15 protein-coding genes are annotated in these 21008 nt (G+C 71.4%); 9 read left to right on the top strand and 6 right to left on the bottom strand.

Annotated elements, in window-relative coordinates; translation table 11 throughout:
- The first annotated feature begins 87 nt into the window (after nt 1-87).
- The 4 genes from ACVWNX_RS02695 (at nt 88) to ACVWNX_RS02680 (ending at nt 4042) form a co-directional block, all read left to right on the top strand.
- Nucleotides 88-1134: an ABC transporter substrate-binding protein gene (locus ACVWNX_RS02695; protein ID WP_454412230.1), complete on the top strand. Its 1047-nt coding sequence runs from the start codon at nt 88-90 to the stop codon at nt 1132-1134.
- A gap of 8 nt (nt 1135-1142) precedes the next feature.
- A complete protein-coding gene (locus ACVWNX_RS02690) occupies nt 1143-2246 on the top strand; it encodes a FecCD family ABC transporter permease (protein ID WP_454412229.1) in 1104 nt (367 codons plus the stop codon).
- Nucleotides 2243-3070 (top strand): ABC transporter ATP-binding protein, encoded by an 828-nt coding sequence (locus tag ACVWNX_RS02685; RefSeq protein ID WP_454412228.1) that lies wholly within the window; start codon nt 2243-2245, stop codon nt 3068-3070. The genes ACVWNX_RS02690 and ACVWNX_RS02685 overlap by 4 nt, the downstream gene beginning before the upstream one ends.
- Before the next feature lie 450 nt (nt 3071-3520).
- A complete protein-coding gene (locus ACVWNX_RS02680) occupies nt 3521-4042 on the top strand; it encodes a helix-turn-helix transcriptional regulator (protein ID WP_454412227.1) in 522 nt (173 codons plus the stop codon).
- 229 nt (nt 4043-4271) lie between these two features.
- On the opposite strand, the gene ACVWNX_RS02675 is transcribed toward ACVWNX_RS02680, so the two are convergent.
- Both ACVWNX_RS02675 and ACVWNX_RS02670 read right to left on the bottom strand, forming a co-directional pair.
- Nucleotides 4272-5330, bottom strand: coding sequence for a methyltransferase (locus ACVWNX_RS02675; RefSeq protein WP_454412226.1), 1059 nt, complete (start codon nt 5328-5330; stop codon nt 4272-4274).
- A gap of 370 nt (nt 5331-5700) precedes the next feature.
- On the bottom strand, nt 5701-7251 hold the full coding sequence (locus ACVWNX_RS02670) for an FAD-binding oxidoreductase (protein WP_454412225.1): 1551 nt from the start codon (nt 7249-7251) through the stop codon (nt 5701-5703).
- A 268-nt stretch (nt 7252-7519) separates the two neighbouring features.
- Here ACVWNX_RS02670 and ACVWNX_RS02665 point away from each other — a divergent pair, with 268 nt between their 5' ends.
- Nucleotides 7520-9097: an aspartate aminotransferase family protein gene (locus ACVWNX_RS02665; protein ID WP_454412224.1), complete on the top strand. Its 1578-nt coding sequence runs from the start codon at nt 7520-7522 to the stop codon at nt 9095-9097.
- A 111-nt stretch (nt 9098-9208) separates the two neighbouring features.
- Nucleotides 9209-10240: a methyltransferase gene (locus tag ACVWNX_RS02660; protein ID WP_454412223.1), complete on the top strand. Its 1032-nt coding sequence runs from the start codon at nt 9209-9211 to the stop codon at nt 10238-10240.
- A 251-nt stretch (nt 10241-10491) separates the two neighbouring features.
- Here the strand turns inward: ACVWNX_RS02660 and ACVWNX_RS02655 are convergent, their stop codons facing one another.
- Together ACVWNX_RS02655 and ACVWNX_RS02650 are read right to left on the bottom strand one after the other, a co-directional pair.
- The gene (locus ACVWNX_RS02655) at nt 10492-11886 is read right to left on the bottom strand and encodes an aldehyde dehydrogenase family protein (RefSeq protein WP_454412222.1); all 1395 of its coding nucleotides are present in this window, start codon (nt 11884-11886) and stop codon (nt 10492-10494) included.
- A 1-nt stretch (nt 11887) separates the two neighbouring features.
- Nucleotides 11888-12919 carry a phenylacetate--CoA ligase family protein gene (locus tag ACVWNX_RS02650; RefSeq protein ID WP_454412221.1) on the bottom strand — a complete coding sequence of 344 codons (1032 nt, stop codon included), beginning with the start codon at nt 12917-12919 and terminating at the stop codon, nt 11888-11890.
- 526 nt (nt 12920-13445) lie between these two features.
- Here ACVWNX_RS02650 and ACVWNX_RS02645 point away from each other — a divergent pair.
- Complete coding sequence (locus ACVWNX_RS02645; protein ID WP_454412220.1) at nt 13446-14645, top strand: NAD(P)/FAD-dependent oxidoreductase; 1200 nt, start codon at nt 13446-13448, stop codon at nt 14643-14645.
- A 179-nt stretch (nt 14646-14824) separates the two neighbouring features.
- Here the strand turns inward: ACVWNX_RS02645 and ACVWNX_RS02640 are convergent, their stop codons facing one another.
- Together ACVWNX_RS02640 and ACVWNX_RS02635 are read right to left on the bottom strand one after the other, a co-directional pair.
- A complete protein-coding gene (locus ACVWNX_RS02640; protein WP_454412219.1) occupies nt 14825-16150 on the bottom strand; it encodes a metal-dependent hydrolase family protein in 1326 nt (441 codons plus the stop codon).
- Nucleotides 16151-16153: 3 nt separating this feature from the next.
- A complete protein-coding gene (locus ACVWNX_RS02635) occupies nt 16154-18070 on the bottom strand; it encodes an AMP-binding protein (RefSeq protein ID WP_454412218.1) in 1917 nt (638 codons plus the stop codon).
- 443 nt (nt 18071-18513) lie between these two features.
- Between ACVWNX_RS02635 and ACVWNX_RS02630 the strand changes: the two genes are divergently transcribed.
- Together ACVWNX_RS02630 and ACVWNX_RS02625 are read left to right on the top strand one after the other, a co-directional pair.
- On the top strand, nt 18514-19839 hold the full coding sequence (locus ACVWNX_RS02630; protein WP_454412217.1) for a DegT/DnrJ/EryC1/StrS aminotransferase family protein: 1326 nt from the start codon (nt 18514-18516) through the stop codon (nt 19837-19839).
- A complete protein-coding gene (locus ACVWNX_RS02625) occupies nt 19827-21008 on the top strand; it encodes an NAD(P)/FAD-dependent oxidoreductase (protein WP_454412216.1) in 1182 nt (393 codons plus the stop codon). Before ACVWNX_RS02630 ends, ACVWNX_RS02625 begins: the two co-directional genes overlap by 13 nt.

Here is a 21008-nt window from a genome sequence, read left to right as displayed (position 1 = left end):
ACCCTAACATGGCGACTGAGTCTCATTCAATAATGTTCACACCACCGCTATTTGCTCTGTGCACTTCAGTGAAGGGAACGCCACTTCATGTTCCGTCCGCATCCTGACCGTCAGCCGCGCGGCCGTAGACCGCGCGTCGCCCCGTACCGGCTCCGGGCCGTCCTGCTCAGCACCCTCGTCGCCCTCACGGCGGCCGGGTGCGGCGACACCGACGACGGCTCCGGCGGGAAAGGCGGATCGGACGCCATCACCTTCGAGTCCTGCGGCAAGTCCTTCACGCTCGACCGGGCCCCACGACGCGTCGTGATCACCACGGACGCCCTCGCCGACACCCTGTTCGCCCTCGGGGTCGGGGACCGGATCGTCGCCAAGACGCGCGGCGAGTCCGCCCCCGCACCCGAGTTGAGGAAGCGCCTGGCCGCCCTGCCCAGCCTCGGGGCGCGCAACCCCGGCACCGAGGCGCTGGTCGCCGCCAAGCCCGACCTCCTGATCACCGATCAGATAGAGAAGGTCTCCGGCAACCAGGGCAGCCCGACCATCGCCGAGCTGAGGAAGCTCGGCATAGCGACCTACGTGGTCGGCGGCGGCTGCGCCAAGGACCTCACCTCGGACACCTCGGGGCTCGACTCCCTGGACGGGGACCTCGACCAGCTCGGCACCGTCTTCGACGTGAAGGAACGCGCCCGGGCGCTGGCCGACCGCTTGCACGGCAAGCTCGACGACGTGCGCCAGCGCGTCGCCGACCGGCCCAAGCGCAAGGTCGCCGAGATCTCCCGGGTCGCCGGACAGCTCTACGTGACCTCCGGCGGGCTCTCGAACGACGTGCTCCGACGGGCGGGCGGCGAGAACGTCTTCGCCGATCTGCCGGGACAGTTCGCACCGGTCAGCGCGGAGCAGATCATCGCCCGCGACCCCGAGGCCATCATCGTCGACGACTTCACCGCCTCGACGAAGGGGCAGAACGAGTCGATCGCCTTTCTGAAGCGGACCTTCCCGCAGACCGAAGCGGTCAAGAAGGGCCGCTTCCTCGCGATCGACTCGGCCAAGACCGGCGCCCGGGGCAGCACCCGGCCGGTGGACGGCGTCGTCGAAGCCGCGCGCTTCCTGCACCCGAGCGCCTTCCGCGCGCAGTAGGGGCCGGGATGTCACAGCGCACACCGGCTCCGGCCGTCGCCGAAGCCGTGGGGCACCCGAAGGCCGCCCCACGGCGGACCGGGGGCCCCGGCCTCCGCGGTGTCCCTCTCCGCGCCGCCGTACCGGTGCTCCTCCTCGTCCTCGCCGCCACCGTCTGCGTGGCCGTGTCCATCGGTTCCGTCGGCGTGCCGCTCGGAACCGTCGTCTCGGTCATCGCCGACCGTCTGACCGGTGCCGGGACCTCCGCCACCGTCATGGACGAGCAGATCGTGTGGCACCTGCGGCTGCCGCGCGTCCTCCTGGCGGCCGTCGTCGGCGCTGGCCTCGCCGCCGTCGGCGTCACCCTCCAGGCGACCGTCCGCAACCCGCTCGCCGACCCCTTCGTCCTCGGAGTCTCCGCGGGCGCCGGGCTGATGGCCTCCGTGGTGATCACTCTCGGCTCGGTGGCGGTGGCCGGGCTGTCGACCTCCGCCGCGGCCTTCGTCGGAGCCCTCGTGGCCACCGCCGCGGTCCTCGGACTCTCCCGCCGCGCCGGACGGGTCGTCCCCAGCCGGCTGATCCTCGCCGGGGTGACCCTGTCCTACCTGTTCAGCGGAGCCACCAGCTTCGTCATCTTCCGCAGCTCCAACGCGGACGCGGCGCACTCGGTGCTCTTCTGGCTGCTCGGTTCGCTGTCGGCGTCGTCATGGGCGAACCTCTGGCTTCCGGCGGCGGCCGTACTGGTCGTCGGAGGGCATCTGATCCTCCGGACCCGCACGCTCAACGCGCTCGCCGCCGGTGACGACGCCGCGCTCTCGCTCGGCGTCCCCGTGCACCGCGCCCGGATCCAACTGCTGGTCGTGGCCTCGCTGCTGACCGGTGTGCTGGTCGCCGTCTCCGGGGGCATCGGCTTCGTCGGGCTCATCGTCCCCCATCTGGTGCGTCTGACCATCGGTCCCGACCACCGGCGGCTGCTGCCGGTCGCGATGCTCCTCGGGGCGGTCTACCTCGTCGTCGTCGATCTGCTGTGCCGGGTCGCCGTCCGACCGGAAGAACTGCCGATCGGCATCGTCACGGCCCTCCTCGGGGCGCCGGTCTTCCTGTGGCTGCTGCGGCGTTCGGAGGCGTCATGAGACTCTCGCTGTCCGGGGTGGGCGTCCGCCTCGGCTCCACCCCGATCGTCGCCGACTGCGACCTCACCGTCGGCGAGGGCGAACGCGTCGGCCTCGTCGGGCCCAACGGCAGCGGCAAGACCTCGCTGCTGCGCACGGTCTACCGGGCGCTCGACCCCGTGGCCGGAAGCGTCGAACTCGGCGGTGACGACGTACGGAAGCTCAGTCAGCGGGACGTCGCGCGCCGCGCCGCCCTGGTCGCCCAGGAGAGCACCCCGGACTTCGACTTCACCGTCGAGGAACTCGTGGCCATGGGCCGAGGACCCTGGCTCGGGGCGTTCGAGGGCACCAGCGGCCGGGACGGCGAGCGGGTCCTCGGCGCGCTGGAACGCGTCCGGCTGGCCGGCCACCGCACCCGTCGGCTGTCGACCCTGTCCGGCGGCGAGCGGCAACGGGCCCTGGTGGCCCGGGCGCTCGCCCAGGAGAGCCCGCTGCTGCTCCTCGACGAACCCACCAACCACCTCGACATCTACGCCGCGCTGGAACTGCTCGAACTCGTCCGCGACCTGGGCCGGGCGACGTTGTGCGTCCTGCACGACCTCAACCTCGCGGCCGCCTACTGCGACCGGCTCTACGTCCTGCACGGCGGACGGATCGTCGCCGACGGTCCACCCGCCGAGGTGCTCACCCCCGAACTGGTCCAACGGGTCTTCGGGGTCGTCTGCACCCATCTGACCCATCCGGTCACCGGAGGTCTGCTCCTGGCGTTCTCGCCGCGGCGCGCCGTTCCGGTCCCCGATGCCCCGGGAGGTGGCGGAGCACCGTTGAGCGTCCGCGTTCCCTGACGGAACGGCGCATGACATCGGACACGGTCACGCCACGAGGTGAAGGAGCGTCACCGAACAGGCCACATCAGGCCGTTCCCACCCGTGGTCGTGACCGTGGCCGTCTTCGTGTGTGAACCGGGGATTGCGTGACGGCCACCCTGGCTGATAGAAAGATGCTATGTGCATCGGTTTCTTGATAGGCATGGACAATAGCCGAATCGCTCGGGAGACTGATGGGGGCGCTGCCCAGGGGTGCCGGTCGGACGGTCGGGTCGGCCCCACCGGGCGCGCGTACACCGGTGATCGACGACGAAAGGAGGTCGGCGTGCCGCTGAGAACCGCCCCACGACGATGAACCGATGGTCTCCCCGGACCCACGACAGGGATCCGCCACCGGAAACGCGACAGCCGCGGAAGCCGGTGCCCCCGAAGTCCGAAGCGCTCGTCAAAAGAAAGGCGAATCACCCGGTGATTGATCGTGCGAACGTCATACCGTTCACGGAACGCCAGGATGGAGACGAAGCCCAGGCCGCCATCGCCCAGATCGACGAAGTGCTCACCCTCTTACAGGAACTCGGCGACATCGCCCGCCGCGCCCGGAAGAACCTGGTGGCCCCGCAGCACCGGGAGCGGCCCGTCCGCACCCCGCAGAGCCAGGTGCCCGCCGCCCCCGCCGCGCCGTCCAGAACCCTGATACGGCCTCAGGACGAGCCCTGTAGAGACTCCCCCGGCGGGGGGCCGAGGCACCCCGGCGTCCCGCAGAAGCCGCCGCTGCCCCTCACCCGGCGCCAGCAGGAAGTGCTCGATCTGCTGGCCCAGGGCCTGTCGAACCGCCGGATCGGCCGTTCCCTGCACATCACCGAACAGACGGTGAAAGCCCATCTGCACATGGTCTACCACAAGCTCGGTGTCGCGGACCGCACGGAAGCCGTGGTCATCGCCATGCGCCAGGGACTGGTCCCGAACCAGCGGGAGGACACGCCCTCCTGACCCCCTCCCGCGACCGTCGTCGGACGGCTCGCGGACGATGACGACGGGCCGTCCCCCCCTGACCCGCCCGTCGACTGTGGTCGACCCCCAGGACCGCAGCGCCCTCGTCGGACCGTCGGCGGCCCGGCACCGTTCGTGCCGGGCCGCCGACGCCCGTGTCCCGTCCCGTCCCACCGCCGACCGGCTCGCCGTGGTGGCGCCGGACGGCGGCGGGTGGGACGGGACCGGCTCAGGGAGTGCTGTCGGGCACCGCCTCGATGAGCGACGCGTTCAGCTCCCGCTCCAACGGCACCACGTCCGTGACGCGCAGCCCGGCCCGGGCGCACAACGCGGTGTACTCCGCCCGGGTGCGCTCCCGTCCGCCGATGGTCACCAGCATGTGCAGATCGGTCAGATACGGGTTCTCGATGGCCACGTGGTTGAGGGTGTCCCCGTTGACCGTGTCGGGCAGCACCGGCTCGGCGATGAGCAGCCTGCCGTGGTCGGGCATGGCCGCCCGGACCCGCCGCAGGATCGTCAGGGCGCGTTCGTCGTCCCAGTTGAGGACCACGTTCTTGATGAAGTACAGATCGGAGCCCTTGGGGACCTCGGTGAAGAAGTCACCGGCGACCGCGCGGCAGCGGTCGGCCAGCCCGGCCGCGGCGATGGTCGCCCGCGCCTGGACCGCCCCCGCCTCGGTCTCCAGCACGGTGCCCGTCAGCTGCGGGTACCGGGCGAGCCAGGCGGCGAGCAGCGTGCCGTCGCCGCCGCCGACGTCGGTGATCGTGCCGAACCGGCCCAGGTCGTACGCCGAGGAGATCGCCGAGGCCATCTCCTGGGGGAGGTGGCGCTTGCTCATGGCGGCGTGGAACAGGGCGGCCAGCTCCGGCTGGCCCGACATGTAGTCGTACACCGGCTCGCCGAACTCCGTGTCGAAGGCGGCCCGTCCGGTGCGCAGCGACTCCTCCAGGTTCAGCCAGTTGCGCTGGAAGACGTGGTGTGTCAGGAATTTGGCGAAGGCCAGCAGGGAGGCCGGGTGGTCCTGGCGCAGCAGGGCCCCGGCCTCGGTGAGCGCGAACCGGCCGGGCACGCGCTCGGCGCACAGGCCCAGCGAGGCCAGGGACCGCAGCAGCCGCTCCAGTTGTTCCGGGGGCAGACCGCAGGCCGAGGCCAGCTCGGCGGTACCGGCCTCGCCGTCGCCGATGCGGTCGGCCAGGTCCAGGCGCGCGGCGGCGCCGATGGCCTGGGTGGCCAGTGTTCCGAAGATCCCCGCGACCACGGTGCGGCGGGCGTCGGCCTCGACCGTCATGAGGTCACCGGTCCTTCCCCGTCGGTGTGCCGGGGTTCGTCCGTGAACGGTGTCATGCGTGTTCCCTTCTCCAGGTGGGTGCCGCGAGGAGGCCGACGGTCCCGGTCCGTACGCGGAGTCCGTCGGTCGGCCGGTGCCCTCGCGGCCCCGGTGCTCGCGTGGTGCGCCGTCCGTTCCGGTGGCGGTGTCCGGGGCGGAGCCGCCGTGGAACGGTGCGGTCATGCGGACGGCCAAAGGCCGTTCCCTTCCGGTGCGGGCCCGTGCGGGGCGCCGTTTCCCACCGGGTGGTCCGGGTGGTCCGGGTGGTCCGGGTGGTCCGGGTCGGCCGGGGCGGCGGGCCGGGCGGACTTCCGCCGCCCCGGACCACGGCTCACGGCGTCGCGGTGACGGACAGGGCGTGGCGGAAGACGTTCAGCGGGTCCCACCTCGCCTTGACCTCCCGCAGCCGGGAGTAGTTCCCGCCGTAGTACAGGGCGTGCCACGGGGTGCCGGAGGTGTTCCACTCCGGGTCCGCCAGGTCGACGTCCGCGTAGTTGATGTAGGCGCCGGTGTTGGTCCCGTCCGGAACCGGCACCCCGCCCGTCGACGCGTGCACGTCCCGGTAGAACTCCCGGATCCACCGCAGGTGCCGGTCGTCCTCGGCCGGGTCCTGCCAGGTCACCATGTAGAACGTCTTCAGCAGGGCGGCGCGGGGGATCGCGGTCGCGTCGGAGGCCACGGTGTTCACCTCGCCGCCGTAGCCGATGAACTCCAGCGCGGAGTAGGTGCCCCGGTAGTCGTCCCGGGTGAGGTGGCGGTAGACGGTGGCGAGCTGGTCCTCGCCGTGCGGGGCGCGCAGATCGGCCGACTTGACCTTGCAGCGCAGGGCGAGGGCGGTCGGTCCGGTGTCCGGAACGGCCAGGTAACGGGTCGCGGCCAGCCACGGCAGCGACTGCCGCCGGACCGTGGGCTCCACCCCGACGCCGGTGCCGATCTCTTCCAGGAAACGGTCCATGCGGGCCCGGGCGTCCGGCGCGTCCGCGGGGATCTGCGCGTTCATGGCGATGTTCCCGGCGGACCGGTGGAGGCAGTTGAGCAGGGCGTACAGATCGACGTTCGGCGAGCCGGGCGCGCTGTTCGCCAGTTGCCAGCGGGTGAAGTTGCCGACCAGCCGGATGAAGGCCGCTTCGGTGAGCCCGTCCCAGGGCCAGCTGGCCTCGGCGATGTGCAGCGCACCCGGAGGGCGGGGCAGCAGGGCGGCCGGATCGGTGCCGGATGCCCCGGGGGACCGCATCCAGTAGCGGGTGACCACCCCGAAGTTGCCGCCGCCGCCACCGGTGTGCGCCCACCAGAGGTCGCGGTTGGGGTCGTCCTCCGCGCGGGTGGCCACCACCGTCGACACCTCGCCGTTCCCGTCCACGACGACCACCTCGACCGCGTACAGATGGTCGACGCTGAGCCCCAGCAGCCGGGAGAGGGGACCGTAGCCGCCACCGCTGAAGTGTCCGCCCGCGCCCACGCCCATGCAGAAGCCGCAGGGGACGGTCACTCCCGAGTGGTGGAAGAGGTCGTCGATCACCTTTCCCACCCGGGCGCCCGCCTCGATGACGAAGGCCCCGCGCTCCGGGTCGAACCCCACGTGGGACATCGGCGAGAGGTCCAGGACCACGTCGACGCCGGGCGAGGCCCCGAAGTCCTCGCCGCAGTGTCCGCCGGACCGCACCGTGATCCGTTTCCCCGCCGTGACCGCCTCGCGCACCGCCTCCTCGACCTGCCGGGGGGAATGGGCCAGCCGAAAGTATTCCGGCTGTGCGGGGAACCGGTAGTTGTAAGCGTGCCGCAGGTTCTCGTAACGGATGTCGTCCGGGGTGATTCTGATGGAACCCGGTGTCAGATAAGCCGGTCCATTTCCCGCTTCTTCATGGGTGCCGCCATGCTTCATGAGCTGTCCGCCGTCTCTGCTGTCCGGACCGGGAAGTGGGTAACGGCCTTATAGCCGTGTGGACTTGCCAAGTCGTTTGATCACTTTACCCTGGCGATGGGGTCGGGCATCGGGAACGTAAACGAAAGTTCAGTCCGGCTAAACCTGGAGATCTAAACCCGTTGTCGGTGGTGATGTCCGCCGGTAAAGTCGAGAATCACGTGAAAATGGATGAGTGAATGCGTGCCAGGGGCAGGATTCCTCAACGAATACGTGAAAGAGGCACAGCATGGGCAATCCGACGGATGAGCACGACTTCGCGGACCGTCTTCTGAACGGCTGGCTGGAGAGCGTGGGGCTGGACGTCGAGTACACCCGGGCGGAAGGGAACACGCTCCACTTCGTGGACGGGAACGGCCGGGAGACCGCCGTCCTCGACCATGTGTGCGGGTTCGGGTCCCTGCTCTTCGGACACAACGACCCGGAGATCATCGAGTACGCGAAGTCCGTACTGGACCGGCGGGTCCCGGTGTTCGCCCAGCTGTCCCGGCAGTCCCACGCCAACGACATCGCCGCCGTGCTCAACGGCATCCTGCGGCGCGAGACGGGCGAGGACCACTCCTACGCGCCGATCTTCGCCAACAGCGGGGCCGAGGCCGTCGAGATCTGTGTGAAGCACGCGGAGCTGGAGCGCCAGGCCCGCGTCGCGAAACTCGCCGACGAGGTCACCGCGCACATCGAGGAAGCGCGGGAGGAGGTCCTCGCGGGGCGGGCCACCGTCTCCGGGAGCCCACAGGTGCCGGGCGGCGGGTCCGCCGACCCCGTCGAGGCGTTCGAGGCCCTGGTCGCCGAGGTTGAACGACGGCGCGCGGAGCTGATGTCGAGGCCCCCCGTCCACCTGGCGCTGGAGAACGCCTTCCACGGCAAACTGGTCGCCAGCGTCCAGCTGACCCAGAACCCGCACTGGCGCACCCCGTTCACCTCGCTGGCCTCCTCGACCCGGTTCCTCCCGGCCGACCGGCCGGAGGCGATGGCGATGGCGGTCGAGGAACTCCGCGAGAGCCTGCTGGACGTCGTGGTGGACGACGGCGCGGTGAAGGTCGTGGAGCGGGACTTCCCCGTGGTCGGCGCCTTCTTCGTGGAGCCGGTCCAGGGCGCGAACGGCATGCGGTCGGTCACCGAGGAGGCCGCGCGCGAGATCAGGGCGGTGTGCGACGCGCTCGGATGCCCCCTGGTCATCGACGAGATCCACAGCGGCATGGGACGGACGGGGGCCTTCCTCGCCAGCACCCACATGGGCCTGCGGGGCGACTACTACGCGCTGGCCAAGGCCCTCGGCGGCGGGATCGCCAAGAACTCCGTGGCGCTCTTCCGACGGGACCGCTTCCGTCCGGAGTTCGAGGTGATGCACAGCTCGACCTTCGCGAAGGACGGGTTCTCCGGCGCCGTCGCGCTGAAGGTGCTGGAGATACTGGAGGCCGACGACGGCCGCGTCTACCGGGTGGCCGCCGAACGCGGCGACCGGCTGAAGGGCTCGCTCGAAGCGGTCGCGGCAGACTTCCCGGACGTGGTGGACACCGTGGAGGGCGTCGGCCTGATGCTCGCCCTGGAGTTCCGCGACCAGACGGACGTGGCCTCGGACCTCATCCGGGAGAAGGCCCGTTCGGGCATGCTCGGATACCTCGTCGCCGCGTTCGTCCTGCGCGAGCACCGGATCCGGGTGCTGCCCGTGGGGCCGGTGGGGAACTCCGTCCGGTTCGAGCCGTCCATCCACCTCACGGACGAGGACATCGCCCGTACGGAGGCCGCGCTGCGGGACGTCTGCACGCTGCTCCGGGACCAGGACGCCGACCGTCTGACCCCCTGACGCGGACCGCCCGCCCCCCCGCCACGGGAACCCTCCCGGGAACCGGCGGGGGCGGAAGCCGAACGGGCTGATGACCACCGATGGCTGGAAATGACAGAGAGGTGTTCCGCGATGAGCGGTGAGATGTCGGCCGAGTCCCTGGCGTCGGGCCTGATGGAACACGCGCTCAGTGCCGCGTGCGCGGCCTCCCTGCGCGCGGCTGTCACCCTGGGCGTGCCCGAGGCCCTGGGCGACGCGCCCGCGACCGCGGACGAACTCGCGACCGCGGTCGGCGCGGATCCGGAGGCCCTGCGGCGGCTGCTGCGGTCGCTGACGTCCTACGGCGTGTTCGCGGAAGACGGCGCGGACGCGTTCGTCCACACCGGGAAGTCGCTGGCCCTGCGCGAGGACTCCCCGGACAGCCTCAAGCACCTGGTGCTGTGGTGCACCGAGCCCTGGCTCTGGTCGCTCTGGGGCCGGCTCGACGAGTCGGTGCGCACCGGGGGCGAGGTGTTCAGCCAGGAGTACGGCCGGAAGTTCTACGAACACCTGCACAAGGAGTGGCCCGACTCGGCCGCCGTCTTCGACCGCGCCATGACCCAGCAGACCCGGCTGTCCGCGCGGACGCTCGCCGGACTGCTCCCGGTGTCCGGTGCCGGCACGGTCGCCGACGTCGGCGCGGGACAGGGACTCGTCCTCGCCACGCTGCTGGAACGGCACCCGGCGCTCCAGGGGTTCCTGCTCGACCTGCCCGACGTGGTGGCGAACGCCGACCCCCGGCTGCGCCCCGGCGGCGAACTGGCCCACCGGGTGAGGCTGGTGCCCGGCGACTGCCTCCGGGAGATCCCCGTCCGGGCCGACCTCTACCTCTTCAAGAACATCCTCGGGGTGGACGAGGAGAGGTCGGCGCTGATCCTGCGCAACGCGGTGGCGTCCGCCCGGCCGGGGGCGCGGATGGTCATCGTGGAGAACTTCGTCGACGCCGACGGCCCCGGGCTGCCGCTCGCCTCCGCGATGGACCTGCGGATGCTGCTGGTCATCGGCGGCCGCAAGCACACCCGGGCCGGGCTGCTGGGGATCGTGGAACGCGCCGGTCTGGTCGTGGACGGGGTGCGTCCGGTGGACTCGTCCCTGCACATGATCGAGGCGACCGTACCGGGGTAGCGGGCGGGCGCGTCACGTCCGGCGTGGAACGGGTCCGGTCGGCACTCCGCCGACCGGACCCGTCGTCCGTCGTTCTCGTCCGTCGTCCACCGGCCGGTGCGGCCGTCCGGCCCCGGGGCCCGTCTGGCCGTGGTCCGTCGGGCCCGTGGTCCGTCGTCCCGGCCGCCTCCGTGGCCGGGACGGGCCGTCGCCGACGACGACGTCGAGCGGCACCGCCCGGGGAGTGCCCGGACGGTGCCGCTCGACGCCCCTCACCGCCGGCCGACGACGACCGCCTTGCTCCGCATCAGGAACTCGCCGAGGTAGCCCTCGTGGGGGAGTCCGGGGCGCGTCCAGGTGGTCGGGTGGTCGCCGACGTGGACCTTGTCGATGGTCGGCTCGTCGACCAGCGCGTCGACGATTCCGTCGTCATCGGTGAGGACGGTGAGCGACAGGGTCTCGCGCAACGGTGCCAGCCAGTCGCCCTCGCGCCGCCACGGCAGGACCCACACACAGGGGAAGCCCATCTCGATCCGGGCCTGCGGGGCGTCCGGGCGGTCCAGCAGGAACACCGCCGGGCGCAGCACCGCGGAACCGTCCCCGAGGTCGTGGACGACGGTGTCCGGGCCGAGGACCGGCCGGGCGTCGCCCGCCTTGGCCCGCAGGTACTCCGCCACCGCGTGCGCGGCGGCGAGGGGGCGGACCGGGAGCCCGGCGCGCTCGTCACCCGGCGGCAGCGAGGGGAGCCGGGCCAGCCGGGCGGCGATCGCCTCGGCGACGGGCGCGGGATCGCCCTCCACGAACACCGCGGTCGCGTTCACGCAACCGGTCCCGGCGTGCCCGGCGACGGACTCCGTGAGGGTGTCCAGATGCCGTGCGGCGTCCACGCCGGAGGTGAGCAGGACCTTCGACCTGCCGGGTCCGAAGGGCATGACGAGCGTGCTGGCCGCGTACTTCCGGGCCACTTCGTCGGCGCCGAACGCGATGGCGACGTCGGCCTCGGCGACCAGCCGGTCGGCCGTCGGGTGGTCCGTGGGCAGCAGGACGACCTGGTCGTGGTCGTAGCCGACCTGGCGCAGCGCACCGACCAGCCGGTGCGCGGTGAACGGCTCCCGCTGCGAGGGCCGGACCGCCACCCGGTACCCGAGGGCGAGCGCGTCCAGCCAGGTGGTGTGCACGGCGGGGGAGTTGGCCGGGGCCTGGACCATCAGGACCTCGCCGCGCCGGGTCCAGACGCCGGAGCCCCGAGCGGTACGGGGGTCGCGCCAGTCGTCCGTCGCGCCGACCGGGCGGGCCTGTTCCACGCTCTCGCGGACGGTCGCGGCGTAGTCGCCGACCTCCCGGGTCGTCCGCCGCACGACGGAGACGGGTAGCCCGGACACCTCGGCCACGGTCCGGTGGAACACGTCGGAGGAGACCCCGTCGACCGAGCCGCTGGCGAACAGCCAGCCCGCCCGGGTCAGGAGCTTCGCCCGGCGCGCGGGGTCCGGCGGGGTGGCCCGGCGCAGCGCCTGGACGTTCCGCTGGGCGAAGAGCCAGGGCACGAGGCTCAGTTCGGCGACCGGTTCACCGGTGACGGACCGGACGGTCTCGCGGTTGCGGCTGCGGTACGGGCCTCCGGTGCCGAGGGCGTCGAGCCGCACGGGCACGGTGGACGGGGTCGGCACGTCAGTAGACCCCTTCGATGACGGTGGTGTCGCCGAACTCCTGGACCGGCCTGATCTCGGACACCGCGTCGCCGGGATGACCCAGCCGGTGCGGATGCCGGATGGCGGTGTCCCGGTCCAGGTTGTTGGGCAGGAACAGGTTCCGGGTGATGTGGTGGGTGACCACCTGGCCGCGCTCCCCGTGGGCCACGTTCCGTCCGGTGCCGGGATCGACCACCGAGAACATGGAGAACGGGGACGGCGGGTCGAAGACCGGCGGCTCCCCGGCCGGTGCCCCGGGCCGTTCCGGCATCGCGCAGAAGATCATCGTGCTGCCGAAGATGCTGACGAAGTTGACCCGGGGGAAGACCTCGGTCCGCAGCAGATGACGGGTGTCCTCGTCCATCGAGGTGCCGCCGTAGATGATCGTGTTGACCTTGGCGTTGATCAGGTCCACCAGGTGTTCGCGCCGGCAGACCGCCTCGATGAGCGGCGGGGTGATGACCATGACGCGGATGTCCTGGGTCTGGAGGATCCACTCGATCTGGTTGACCAGATGGGTGACGTACTCCTTCAGCTCGCCGACGGCGCCCCGGGCGGTGACCAGCTTCGCCCAGCGGGGGTCGAGGTCGAGGGTGAAGCAGACGCTCCGGAACCGCTCGGCGGTGTCCTGGGCCAGGATCCCGGCCATGTGCGGTCCGGTCGGCATGGCCCCGAGCCAGCTGTCGCCCGTCGCGATCCCGTGCTCGACCAGGCGCTGGTGGTACCAGGCCCAGGACTGCTCACGGACGTCGGGCAGGACGAACACCCGCTTCGGCGCGCCGGTGGTCCCCCCGCTCTCGCCCACCACCGGAGGAGTGGGCAGCGCGTCGATGCTCCCGTACCCCCGGGGGACCAGGTCCTCGATCCGGACGTTCCGCAGCTGGTCGACGACGTTGGGGAACAGCGAGAGGTCCGCCACGGTCCGCACGTCCTCGCGCGGGTCGAAGGGCAGTTTCCTCGCCAGCTCCCGCCAGAACGGGGAGCCGGTCTTCGGGCCGAAATGCCAGTCCATCGCTTCCTGGATGAGGTCCTGCGCCTCGGGCGGGCTATCCCACGAATTGTCGAGTGCGGATGCGGCACGTGAGGTCATTGCCTTGCTCCTCGGCATTCTCTTTCAATGGTCGACTGAGTGGACGCGGATGGTGATTGTGTTTCACACTCGGGCGGCCAGAGGTGTTTTCTGAGCTGCCTCCGCAGTCCCTTCCGAAGGTACAAGGCCGGATACTTCCGCCGCTAGCCCGGGTTTGTCATCCGATGGACCGTCTGGTTTTACAACCGTGGATTTAGTCTCGTTGCCCCGGGTGCGGGGGTGTGCGTAGTCTGCGATGCGCTGCCTCTCCACTGTGAGAGAAAAGCGGGAGTGACGGGGGAACCGGCGTTCACGCGCCCGGAATCGACCGGACTCCGGGGTGGGAAATGGGCTCGGCCGAGGGAATGCCGCCACCGGGCGGCCCCGTCCCGGCCCCGACGCCGCGCCCCGGAGCCCGTGGGCGGCCCCGTCCCGAGGACCACCACACGAGAGCGGGCAGGAGCGAAGGATGAGCGGAGCCGGTTACGACGTGATCGTCGTGGGAGCGCGGTGCGCGGGGTCGCCGACGGCGATGCTGCTGGCGAGGAAGGGGTACCGGGTCCTGGTCGTGGACCGGGCGACCTTCCCCAGCGACACGCTGTCGACGCATCTGGTCCATCCGCCGGGCGTCGCGGCCCTGCGCAGATGGGGCCTGCTCGACCGGCTGGTGGCCACCGGATGCCCTCCCATCCACACCTACGCGCTGGACTTCGGCTCCGTCGTGCTGACGGGCGGCCCCGGAACCGTCGCCGAACCGGTGGCGTACGGTCCCCGGCGGATCGTGCTGGACAAGCTGCTGGTGGACGCGGCGGTCGAGGCGGGCGCCGAGGTCCGTGAGGGGTTCGCGGTCACCGAACTCGTCTTCGACGGGGACGGCACGGTGACGGGGGTGCGCGGCCGGGAGGCGGACGGCCCCCCGGTGACCGAGCGCGCCCGGGTGGTGCTGGGCGCGGACGGTCTGCACTCGCTGGTCGCGCGGGCCGTGCGGGCGCCCCGGTACAACGAGAACCCCAAACTGATGTGCGGCTACTACAGCTACTACAGCGGGCTGGAGATGGACGGGGTCTTCAGGGCGCACTCCCGCCCCTACCGGGGGTTCGGGGCGTGGCCGACGCACGACGGGCTGACCCTGGTGGGCGGCTGCTGGCCGTTCGCGGAGCTCAACGAGGTGCGGAAGGACCTGGAAGGGAACTACCTCAAGAACTTCGAACTGGCGCCCGCCTGGGCCGAACGCATCCGTGGGGCGAGACGTGAGGCGCGGGTGGTCGGCGCGGCCCTTCCGAACTACTTCCGCAGGCCCTACGGACCCGGTTGGGCCCTGGTCGGCGACGCCGGTTACTGCAAGGACTTCTTCACCGCCCAGGGGATCAGCGACGCGTTCGTCTCCGCCGAACTCTGCGCCGACGCCTTGGACGGGGCGCTGTCCGGACGGCAGCCGTTCGACACGGCGATGGCCGATTACCAGTCCGCCCGGGACCGGCACGCCCAACCCGTCTACGACTTCACGATGCAGGTCTCCACACTGGAACCCCTTCCCCCGGAATTGCAGAAGCTCCTGGAGGACATCGAGGGGAACCAGGCGGCGATGGACGCCTTCGCCCAGGTGAACTCCGGCGTGCTGTCGATGGCGGATTTCCTTTCCACCTGGAATTCCCCGCACAACGGCTGAGACGCGGCGCCGGGAATTCCCCGGGCCCGGGTTCCGGGGCCGGGGACCCGGGCGGACGCCGGTGTAGGGGAACCGTCCGCGCGGACGGTTCCCCTACACCGGCGCGGACCGTGTCGCGCGGTGCCGACCGGATCGGTGGGCATCCCACGGCACGGTCCGCGCCGCGCGGTGACGGTCGTTCAGACGGTCCGCCCGGACGGGCCGGTGGGCACCCCGCCGTCCTCGCCGTCCCCGTTGTCCCGGCCGCCGCGTCCGTCCCCGCCGGTCCGCCGGTGGACGAGTTCCCCGGACTTCCACACATGGGTGATGCGGTCCTGGTCGGCCAGCACGGTGACGTCGGTCAGCGGGTCCGTGTCCACGGCCAGCAGATCGGCGTCGTATCCGGCGACCAGCCGACCGGACCGGGGGGCCCGGGGCCCGAGCGTGTCGGGGCCGTGTGCCGTGGCCGCCTCGATCGCCTCCAGCGGGCTCATCCCCGCGGCGGTCAGATGGGCGAACTCGCCGCCGTGCCTGCCCCAGGAGAGCGGTCCGTCCCGGTCGCTGGTGCCCAGATCGGTGCCGAGCGCGATGGAGACGCCCGCCCGGTGCGCGGTCCGGATCGCCTTGAGGTGCCGCTCCGCCATGACCTCGAAACGGTCCCGCCAACGGGGCGGCAGCGCGGCGACGTTCTGCCGGAGGGCTTCGTAGATGGTGCGCGTGGGCACCAGCAGCATCTCCCGCTCGGCCAGCAGGTCGGCGCACTCCTCGTCGAGTTCGGTGCCGTGCTCGATGGTGTGGCACCCGGCCTCGATCGCGGCCAGGATGCCCGCGCGTCCGTGGCAGTGCGCCGCGACCACCCGGTCCGCCCGCGCGGCCTCGGTGACGATCGCCCGCAGTTCCTCGTCCCGGTACTGCCGGTGCACCGGGTTGTCCACCTCGCTCAGCACCCCGCCCGAGGTGCAGACCTTGATCACCTCGGCCCCCGCCCTGAGCTGGAGGCGCACGGCCCGGACGCACTCGTCCACGCCGTCGGCGATGCGCAGCGTGCCGCCGCTCCGGCAGGGGTCGGTCACCCAGCGGTGGGGGAGGCGGTGCGCGTCGCTGTGTCCCCCCGTCTGCCCGATGACCTGGTTGGCGCTGTAGATGTTCGGGCCGACCAGGGTGCCCTCCCGCACGGCCTCCGCGAGGACGCAGCCGTGGCCGCCCATGTCCCGCAGACTGGTGAACCCCGCCCGCAGCGCCGTCTCGGCGTCCTTGACGCTGCGGGCGACCGCCAGCGCCTCGGGCGTCAGCATCAGTTCCTCGGTGCTGACCCGGCCGCGTATCCCGGCGAAGTGCACATGGCAGTCCCAGAGGCCGGGCAGCAGCGCGGCGACCCGGGTCGGTCGCAGGGCCCGGTCGTCGTCGCCCAGCTCGGCCGTCGGCCCCGCGAACAGGATCCGGCCGTCGGCGTGCACCACGGTGCCGTTGACGGTGGGTGCTCCCGAACCGGGGATGACCAGGTCCGCGTCGATGCGATGCCTCACGCCCTATGCCTCCGCCGTCTGGCGCCGCGCGACGTCGGCGCGCAGTGCCTTCTTGTCGATCTTGCCGATGGCCGTGGTGGGCAACCGTTCCACGACCTCCATCCGTTCGGGCAGTTTGTAGGCGGCCAGCCCGAGCCCGCGCAGGAAGCGGCGCAGCTCCGACAGCGTGGGCGCCCGGTCCGCCTCCGGTACGAGGTAGAGCCAGACCGCCTCGCCGTACAGCTCGTGCGGCGCGCCGACGGCGGCCGAGGCCCGTACGCCGGGGTGCCGGGCCACCATCAGCTCCAGGTCCTCCGCCGGGATCTTCTCGCCGCCCCGGTTGATGATGTCGCGCACCCGCCCGTTGACGACGAGGTCGCCCCCCGGCGTCCTGGTCGCCAGGTCACCGGTGCGGTAGAAGCCGTCGGGGGTGAACGCCTTCGCCGTGGCGGCCGGGTCCCGGTAGTAGCCCGCGACGGTGTACGGCCCCCTGGTGAGGAGTTCCCCCGCGGTGCCGTCCGGGACCGGCTCGCCGTGTTCGTCCACGATCAGCACCTCGTCGGCGGGGGAGGCGGGGTGCCCCTGGGTCCGGACGACGACCGTCTCGTCGTCGGTGAGCCGGGTGTAGCTGAGCAGGCCCTCGCTCATGCCGTAGCACTGCTGGAGCGTGGCACCCAGCGTGGAGCGGATCCGGCCCGCCAGCTCGGGGGTGGGCCGGGCGCCGCCGATCTGGAGGACCCGCAGACTGCTGAGGTCGGCGGTGCTCCCGGCCGCGGCGGCCAGCCACCGCGTCGCCACCGTGGGGACGAGCGCGCAGTGCGTCACCCGCTCCCGCTCGATCAGCTCGAACGCCTTGTGGGGGTCGGTGGGATCGCCCAGCACGACCGTGCCGCCCACGGCCAGGGTGCCCAGGACGCCGGGGCAGTTCAGGACGAAGCCGTGCGCGGCGGGCATCACGGCGAGGCAGACCGTGTCCTCGGACACCTCCGCGATCTCGCTGGCCGTCCTGATCATGTAGGCGTAGCCCGCGTTGCCCCGGGGGATCACCTTCGGCGGCCCGGTGGTGCCGCCGGACAGCAGGAACACGGCGGCGTCCAGCGCCGCGTCCCGGTCCGGGCGCGGCGCGGGAGCGATGGCCGCCCCGGTCGGCCCGTCCCAGGGCGAGTCGGGGTCGCACAGCGCGGCGAGGTCCACGTCCCCCGTCGTCGTGCCGTCGAGGGCGAGGACGTGCCGCAGACCGTCGTGCTCCTCGCGCGGATCGCGGGCCGCCCCCGGGGACCGGGACGAGCGGCCGCCCCGGTCCACGGCGAGGGCGACCGGCCGGGCGGTGCGCACCACATGGCCCAGCTCGTAGTCGCCGAACCCGGGCAGCACCAGCACCGGGGGCGCCCCGATGTCGATCAGCGCCAGGGTCAGCACCATGAACTCCGCGCAGTTGGGCAGACGCACCACCACCCGGTCCCCGGCGCGGACGCCGAGTCCCTCCAGCCGGTGTCCCGCCACGGTGACCGCCCGGTGCAGCTCGCCGTGGGTCAGGGTCACCGTCGGGCTCACCACGGCACGGCGGCCGGGGGAGCGCAGCCGCGCGGCCCGCAGCAGACCGGCGATCCGCTCCGGGCGCCACAGACCGTCCCGGAGGTAGCCCTCGGCCCGCCGCCCGTCGATCGTGGGCACGTCCGGATCCAGCGGCCCGGCGCCGAGCGGGCTCATCGGGACGCCCCCCCGGATGTCGTCGGACAGTTGCTCGATCGTGTAGTCCACCCGGTCCCAGAGGTTGACCTTGACGCCGAACTGTTCGCGCAACTGGATCTCCAGATCCGTGGTTTCGATCGAGCTGAGCCCGAGATCGGCGCGCAGCCGGGTGAACGGTTGGATCTCTTCGAGCTTTTCCCCCACGATCCCGATATCCAGCAACAGTTTTTTCAGCAGGTCCACGGACACGGTGACGTCCCCTTGTTGTCAGATGATGAAGATCCGGGTCGGCGGCGTTTCCGCGTTTATGGAACGGTGTCGCGGCGACGCAGGCCGAGGCTAATCGACGCCTGCTGGCGTGACAATGGTCTAGTACGTCGGTCGTAGCTGGTCCGTTGTCGTTCCCCCGAGGGGTGAAGGTCATGGATCAGTGGACTCACCTGCGTGTCCGCCGCAGGGGACCCGATGCCTTAGACCGTCGTACATCCCCAGCTCAGCTGGGGTGACACGAGGTCGTAGAACGGCATTAGATCAACCGGTGTATTCCCGATGGTGGCTGGATTTGAGATTCTTGGGTTATGCCGGACAAATATCGCAAGCCTAGGGCGTGCGGTAGTAGCCGTGAAAGGCTCTCCCTGATTCTCGGGGACGGTGCCGTCTCGGATAGGCGCACTGATACCCGATCCGCTCGGGTGGCACGGTGTTCAGGCAGTTGGGGGTCTTGGAGGTGGGCGGTGGACCAGTCGTACGCAATTCCTTACCCGCAGCTCGGGTCCGTGCTCGGAGAGCAGGAAATCAGAGTGCTGGCCCAGTTGGTGAAATCCGGTGACAACCTGTCCGGGGGGCGATGTCGAGAAGAGTTCGAGCGGCGTTTCCGTGAATACCTCGGAGTGCCGTACGCGCTTTCGGTGACGAGCGGGACGGTCGCCCTGGAGATCGCGATACGGCTGCTCGACCTGGAGGCCGGGGACGAGGTCATCGTCACCCCGCAGACCTACAAGGCGAGCGCCCAGCCACTGCTGAACTACCCGGTGAAGGTCCGCTTCTGCGATGTGGACCCGGTCTCGCTGAACATCGGCCCCGAGCAGTTCGAGTCGTTGATCACCAGCCGTACCAGGGCGCTGATCCTGGTGCACTACGGCGGGTTGCCGTGCGACATGGACCGCATCATGGCGATCGCCCGCAGACACGGCATCACGGTCATCGAGGACTGCGCGCACGCCCTCGGCTCGGAGTACCGGGGCCGCAAACCCGGCACGCTGGCCGACATCGGCTGCTTCAGCTTCCACTCCAGCAAGAACATCACCACCCTCGGCGAGGGCGGGATGATCACGCTGTTCGACCGGACGCTGGCCGACCGGGTGGACCGCGTCCGGTCCAACGAGGCCGACGCGGTCTACCACGAGAAGACACGGGTCATCGGGGAGAGCACCAGCGCCCACCCGTGGATGCTGCACCCCGGCTACGCCTTCACCCACGGCTGCGCCGCGATCCGCTACGGCGGCACCAACGCCACGCTCGCGGAGCCCAACGCGGCGGTGGGCGTCGTGCAACTGTCCCGACTGGACGAACTGGTGAGCCGTCGCGCCGAGATCGCCGCCGCCTACACGGAGGTGCTCGCGCGGTTCCCCGGCGTACAGGTGCAACGGGGCTCCGAACCGGTCCGGCACGGCTACCACCTGTACACGTTCTTCGTCGACCCGGCCGGAGGCATCCGGCGCGACCGGCTGGTGTCCCGGCTCGACGCGCTCGGCGTCCAGATGCAACTGCGCTACTTCCCCCTGCACCTGCTCCCCGAGTGGCGGGCCAGGGGCCATGACGTCGGCGAGTGCCCGGTGGCCGAGCGCATGTGGTTCGAGCGGCAGGTCAATCTGCCGTGCCACCCGGGCATGACCGACCGGCAGGTCGACCAAGTGGTGTCCACGCTGGACGCCGTCCTCCGCGAGGAGGTCCGCGGCACACCGATCACGCCGGGAACGGCGGGCAAGACGGAGGAGAACCCCCAGTGTCCGAAGTAGAGCACTACGACGTCGTCGTGGTCGGCGGAGGCCCGGTCGGGCTCGCCTCGGCGTGGCACGCCGCCCGGCGCGGCGCCCGGGTGGCGGTCTTCGAGCAGTTCGCGTTCGGCAACGAGCGGTCCGGCACCAGCGGGGCGGAACGCCACTGGCGCCTCCAGTACACCGAGCCGGACCTGTGCCGGCTGACCGGGGAGGCCCTGCCGCTGTGGCGGGAACTCGAACGGGCCGCCGACAGCCAACTGCTGCACGCCTTCGGCAGCCTCTGGTTCGGCGACGTCGACGTGGCCACCAACGAGGGCAGGATATCCGCGACCGCCGAGACCATGGACAAACTGTCCATCCCCTACGAGTGGCTCACCGCGCGCGACATCGAGCGGCGCTACGGGTTCGCCGATCTGCCCCGGCACTTCGAAGGGTTCGTCCAGCCCGACGGCGGGGCGGTCGACGTACGGGCCACCGTGAACGGTCTGCTGCGGCTGACCGAGGCGGCGGGCGTCGTGCTGCGCGCGGGGGAGGCGGTGGAGGAACTCGTCCCCGACGAGGGGGGCGTACGACTGCGCACCCCGCGCGGCTGGTGCCGGGCGGGCAAGGTGGTGCTGGCCAACGGCCCCTACGCCAACCGGCTGCTGGAACCGCTGGGCGCCCGCCTGGACCTCAACGTGTTCGAGATGGAGCTGGTCACCCTGCGCCAGCGGGACCCCCGGGCGCGGTACCCGTTCTGGTTCGTCTTCCAGGAGCCGACCGAGGAGGACACCAACCTGTTCTACGGCTTCCCGCCCAACGCCTGGCAGGACACCGACACGGTCCGGGTCGGCCCCGTCTTCGAGGTCAACCCGCTGGACGACCCCGACCGGGCGACCGGCACCCCGCACCCCCGCCACGTGGCCCGGGTGTGCGACTGGGTCGAGCGGCACCTGCCCCTGGTGGACCCGCGCCCCCTGGTGCGCGAGACCTGCCTCGCGGTGCTGCCCGCCGACCCCGAACGCCAGTTCTTCCTCGGCACCGCCGGAGACCTCTTCGACGGCGGGGACAACGTGGTGATCGCCACCGGGGGGTGGGGGTTCAAGTTCGTCCCGCTGCTGGGCAAGGTCTGCGCCGACCTCTGCGTGGACGGTGCCACCGACTACCAGGTCGAACGCCTCATGCTGCCCGGCCCGGCGCGGCCCTAG

The organism is Streptomyces sp. JNUCC 64 (assembly GCF_054484115.1).
The sequence above is the reverse complement of the archived record's forward strand: the minus strand, read 5'-3'. Positions and strand labels throughout refer to the sequence as shown.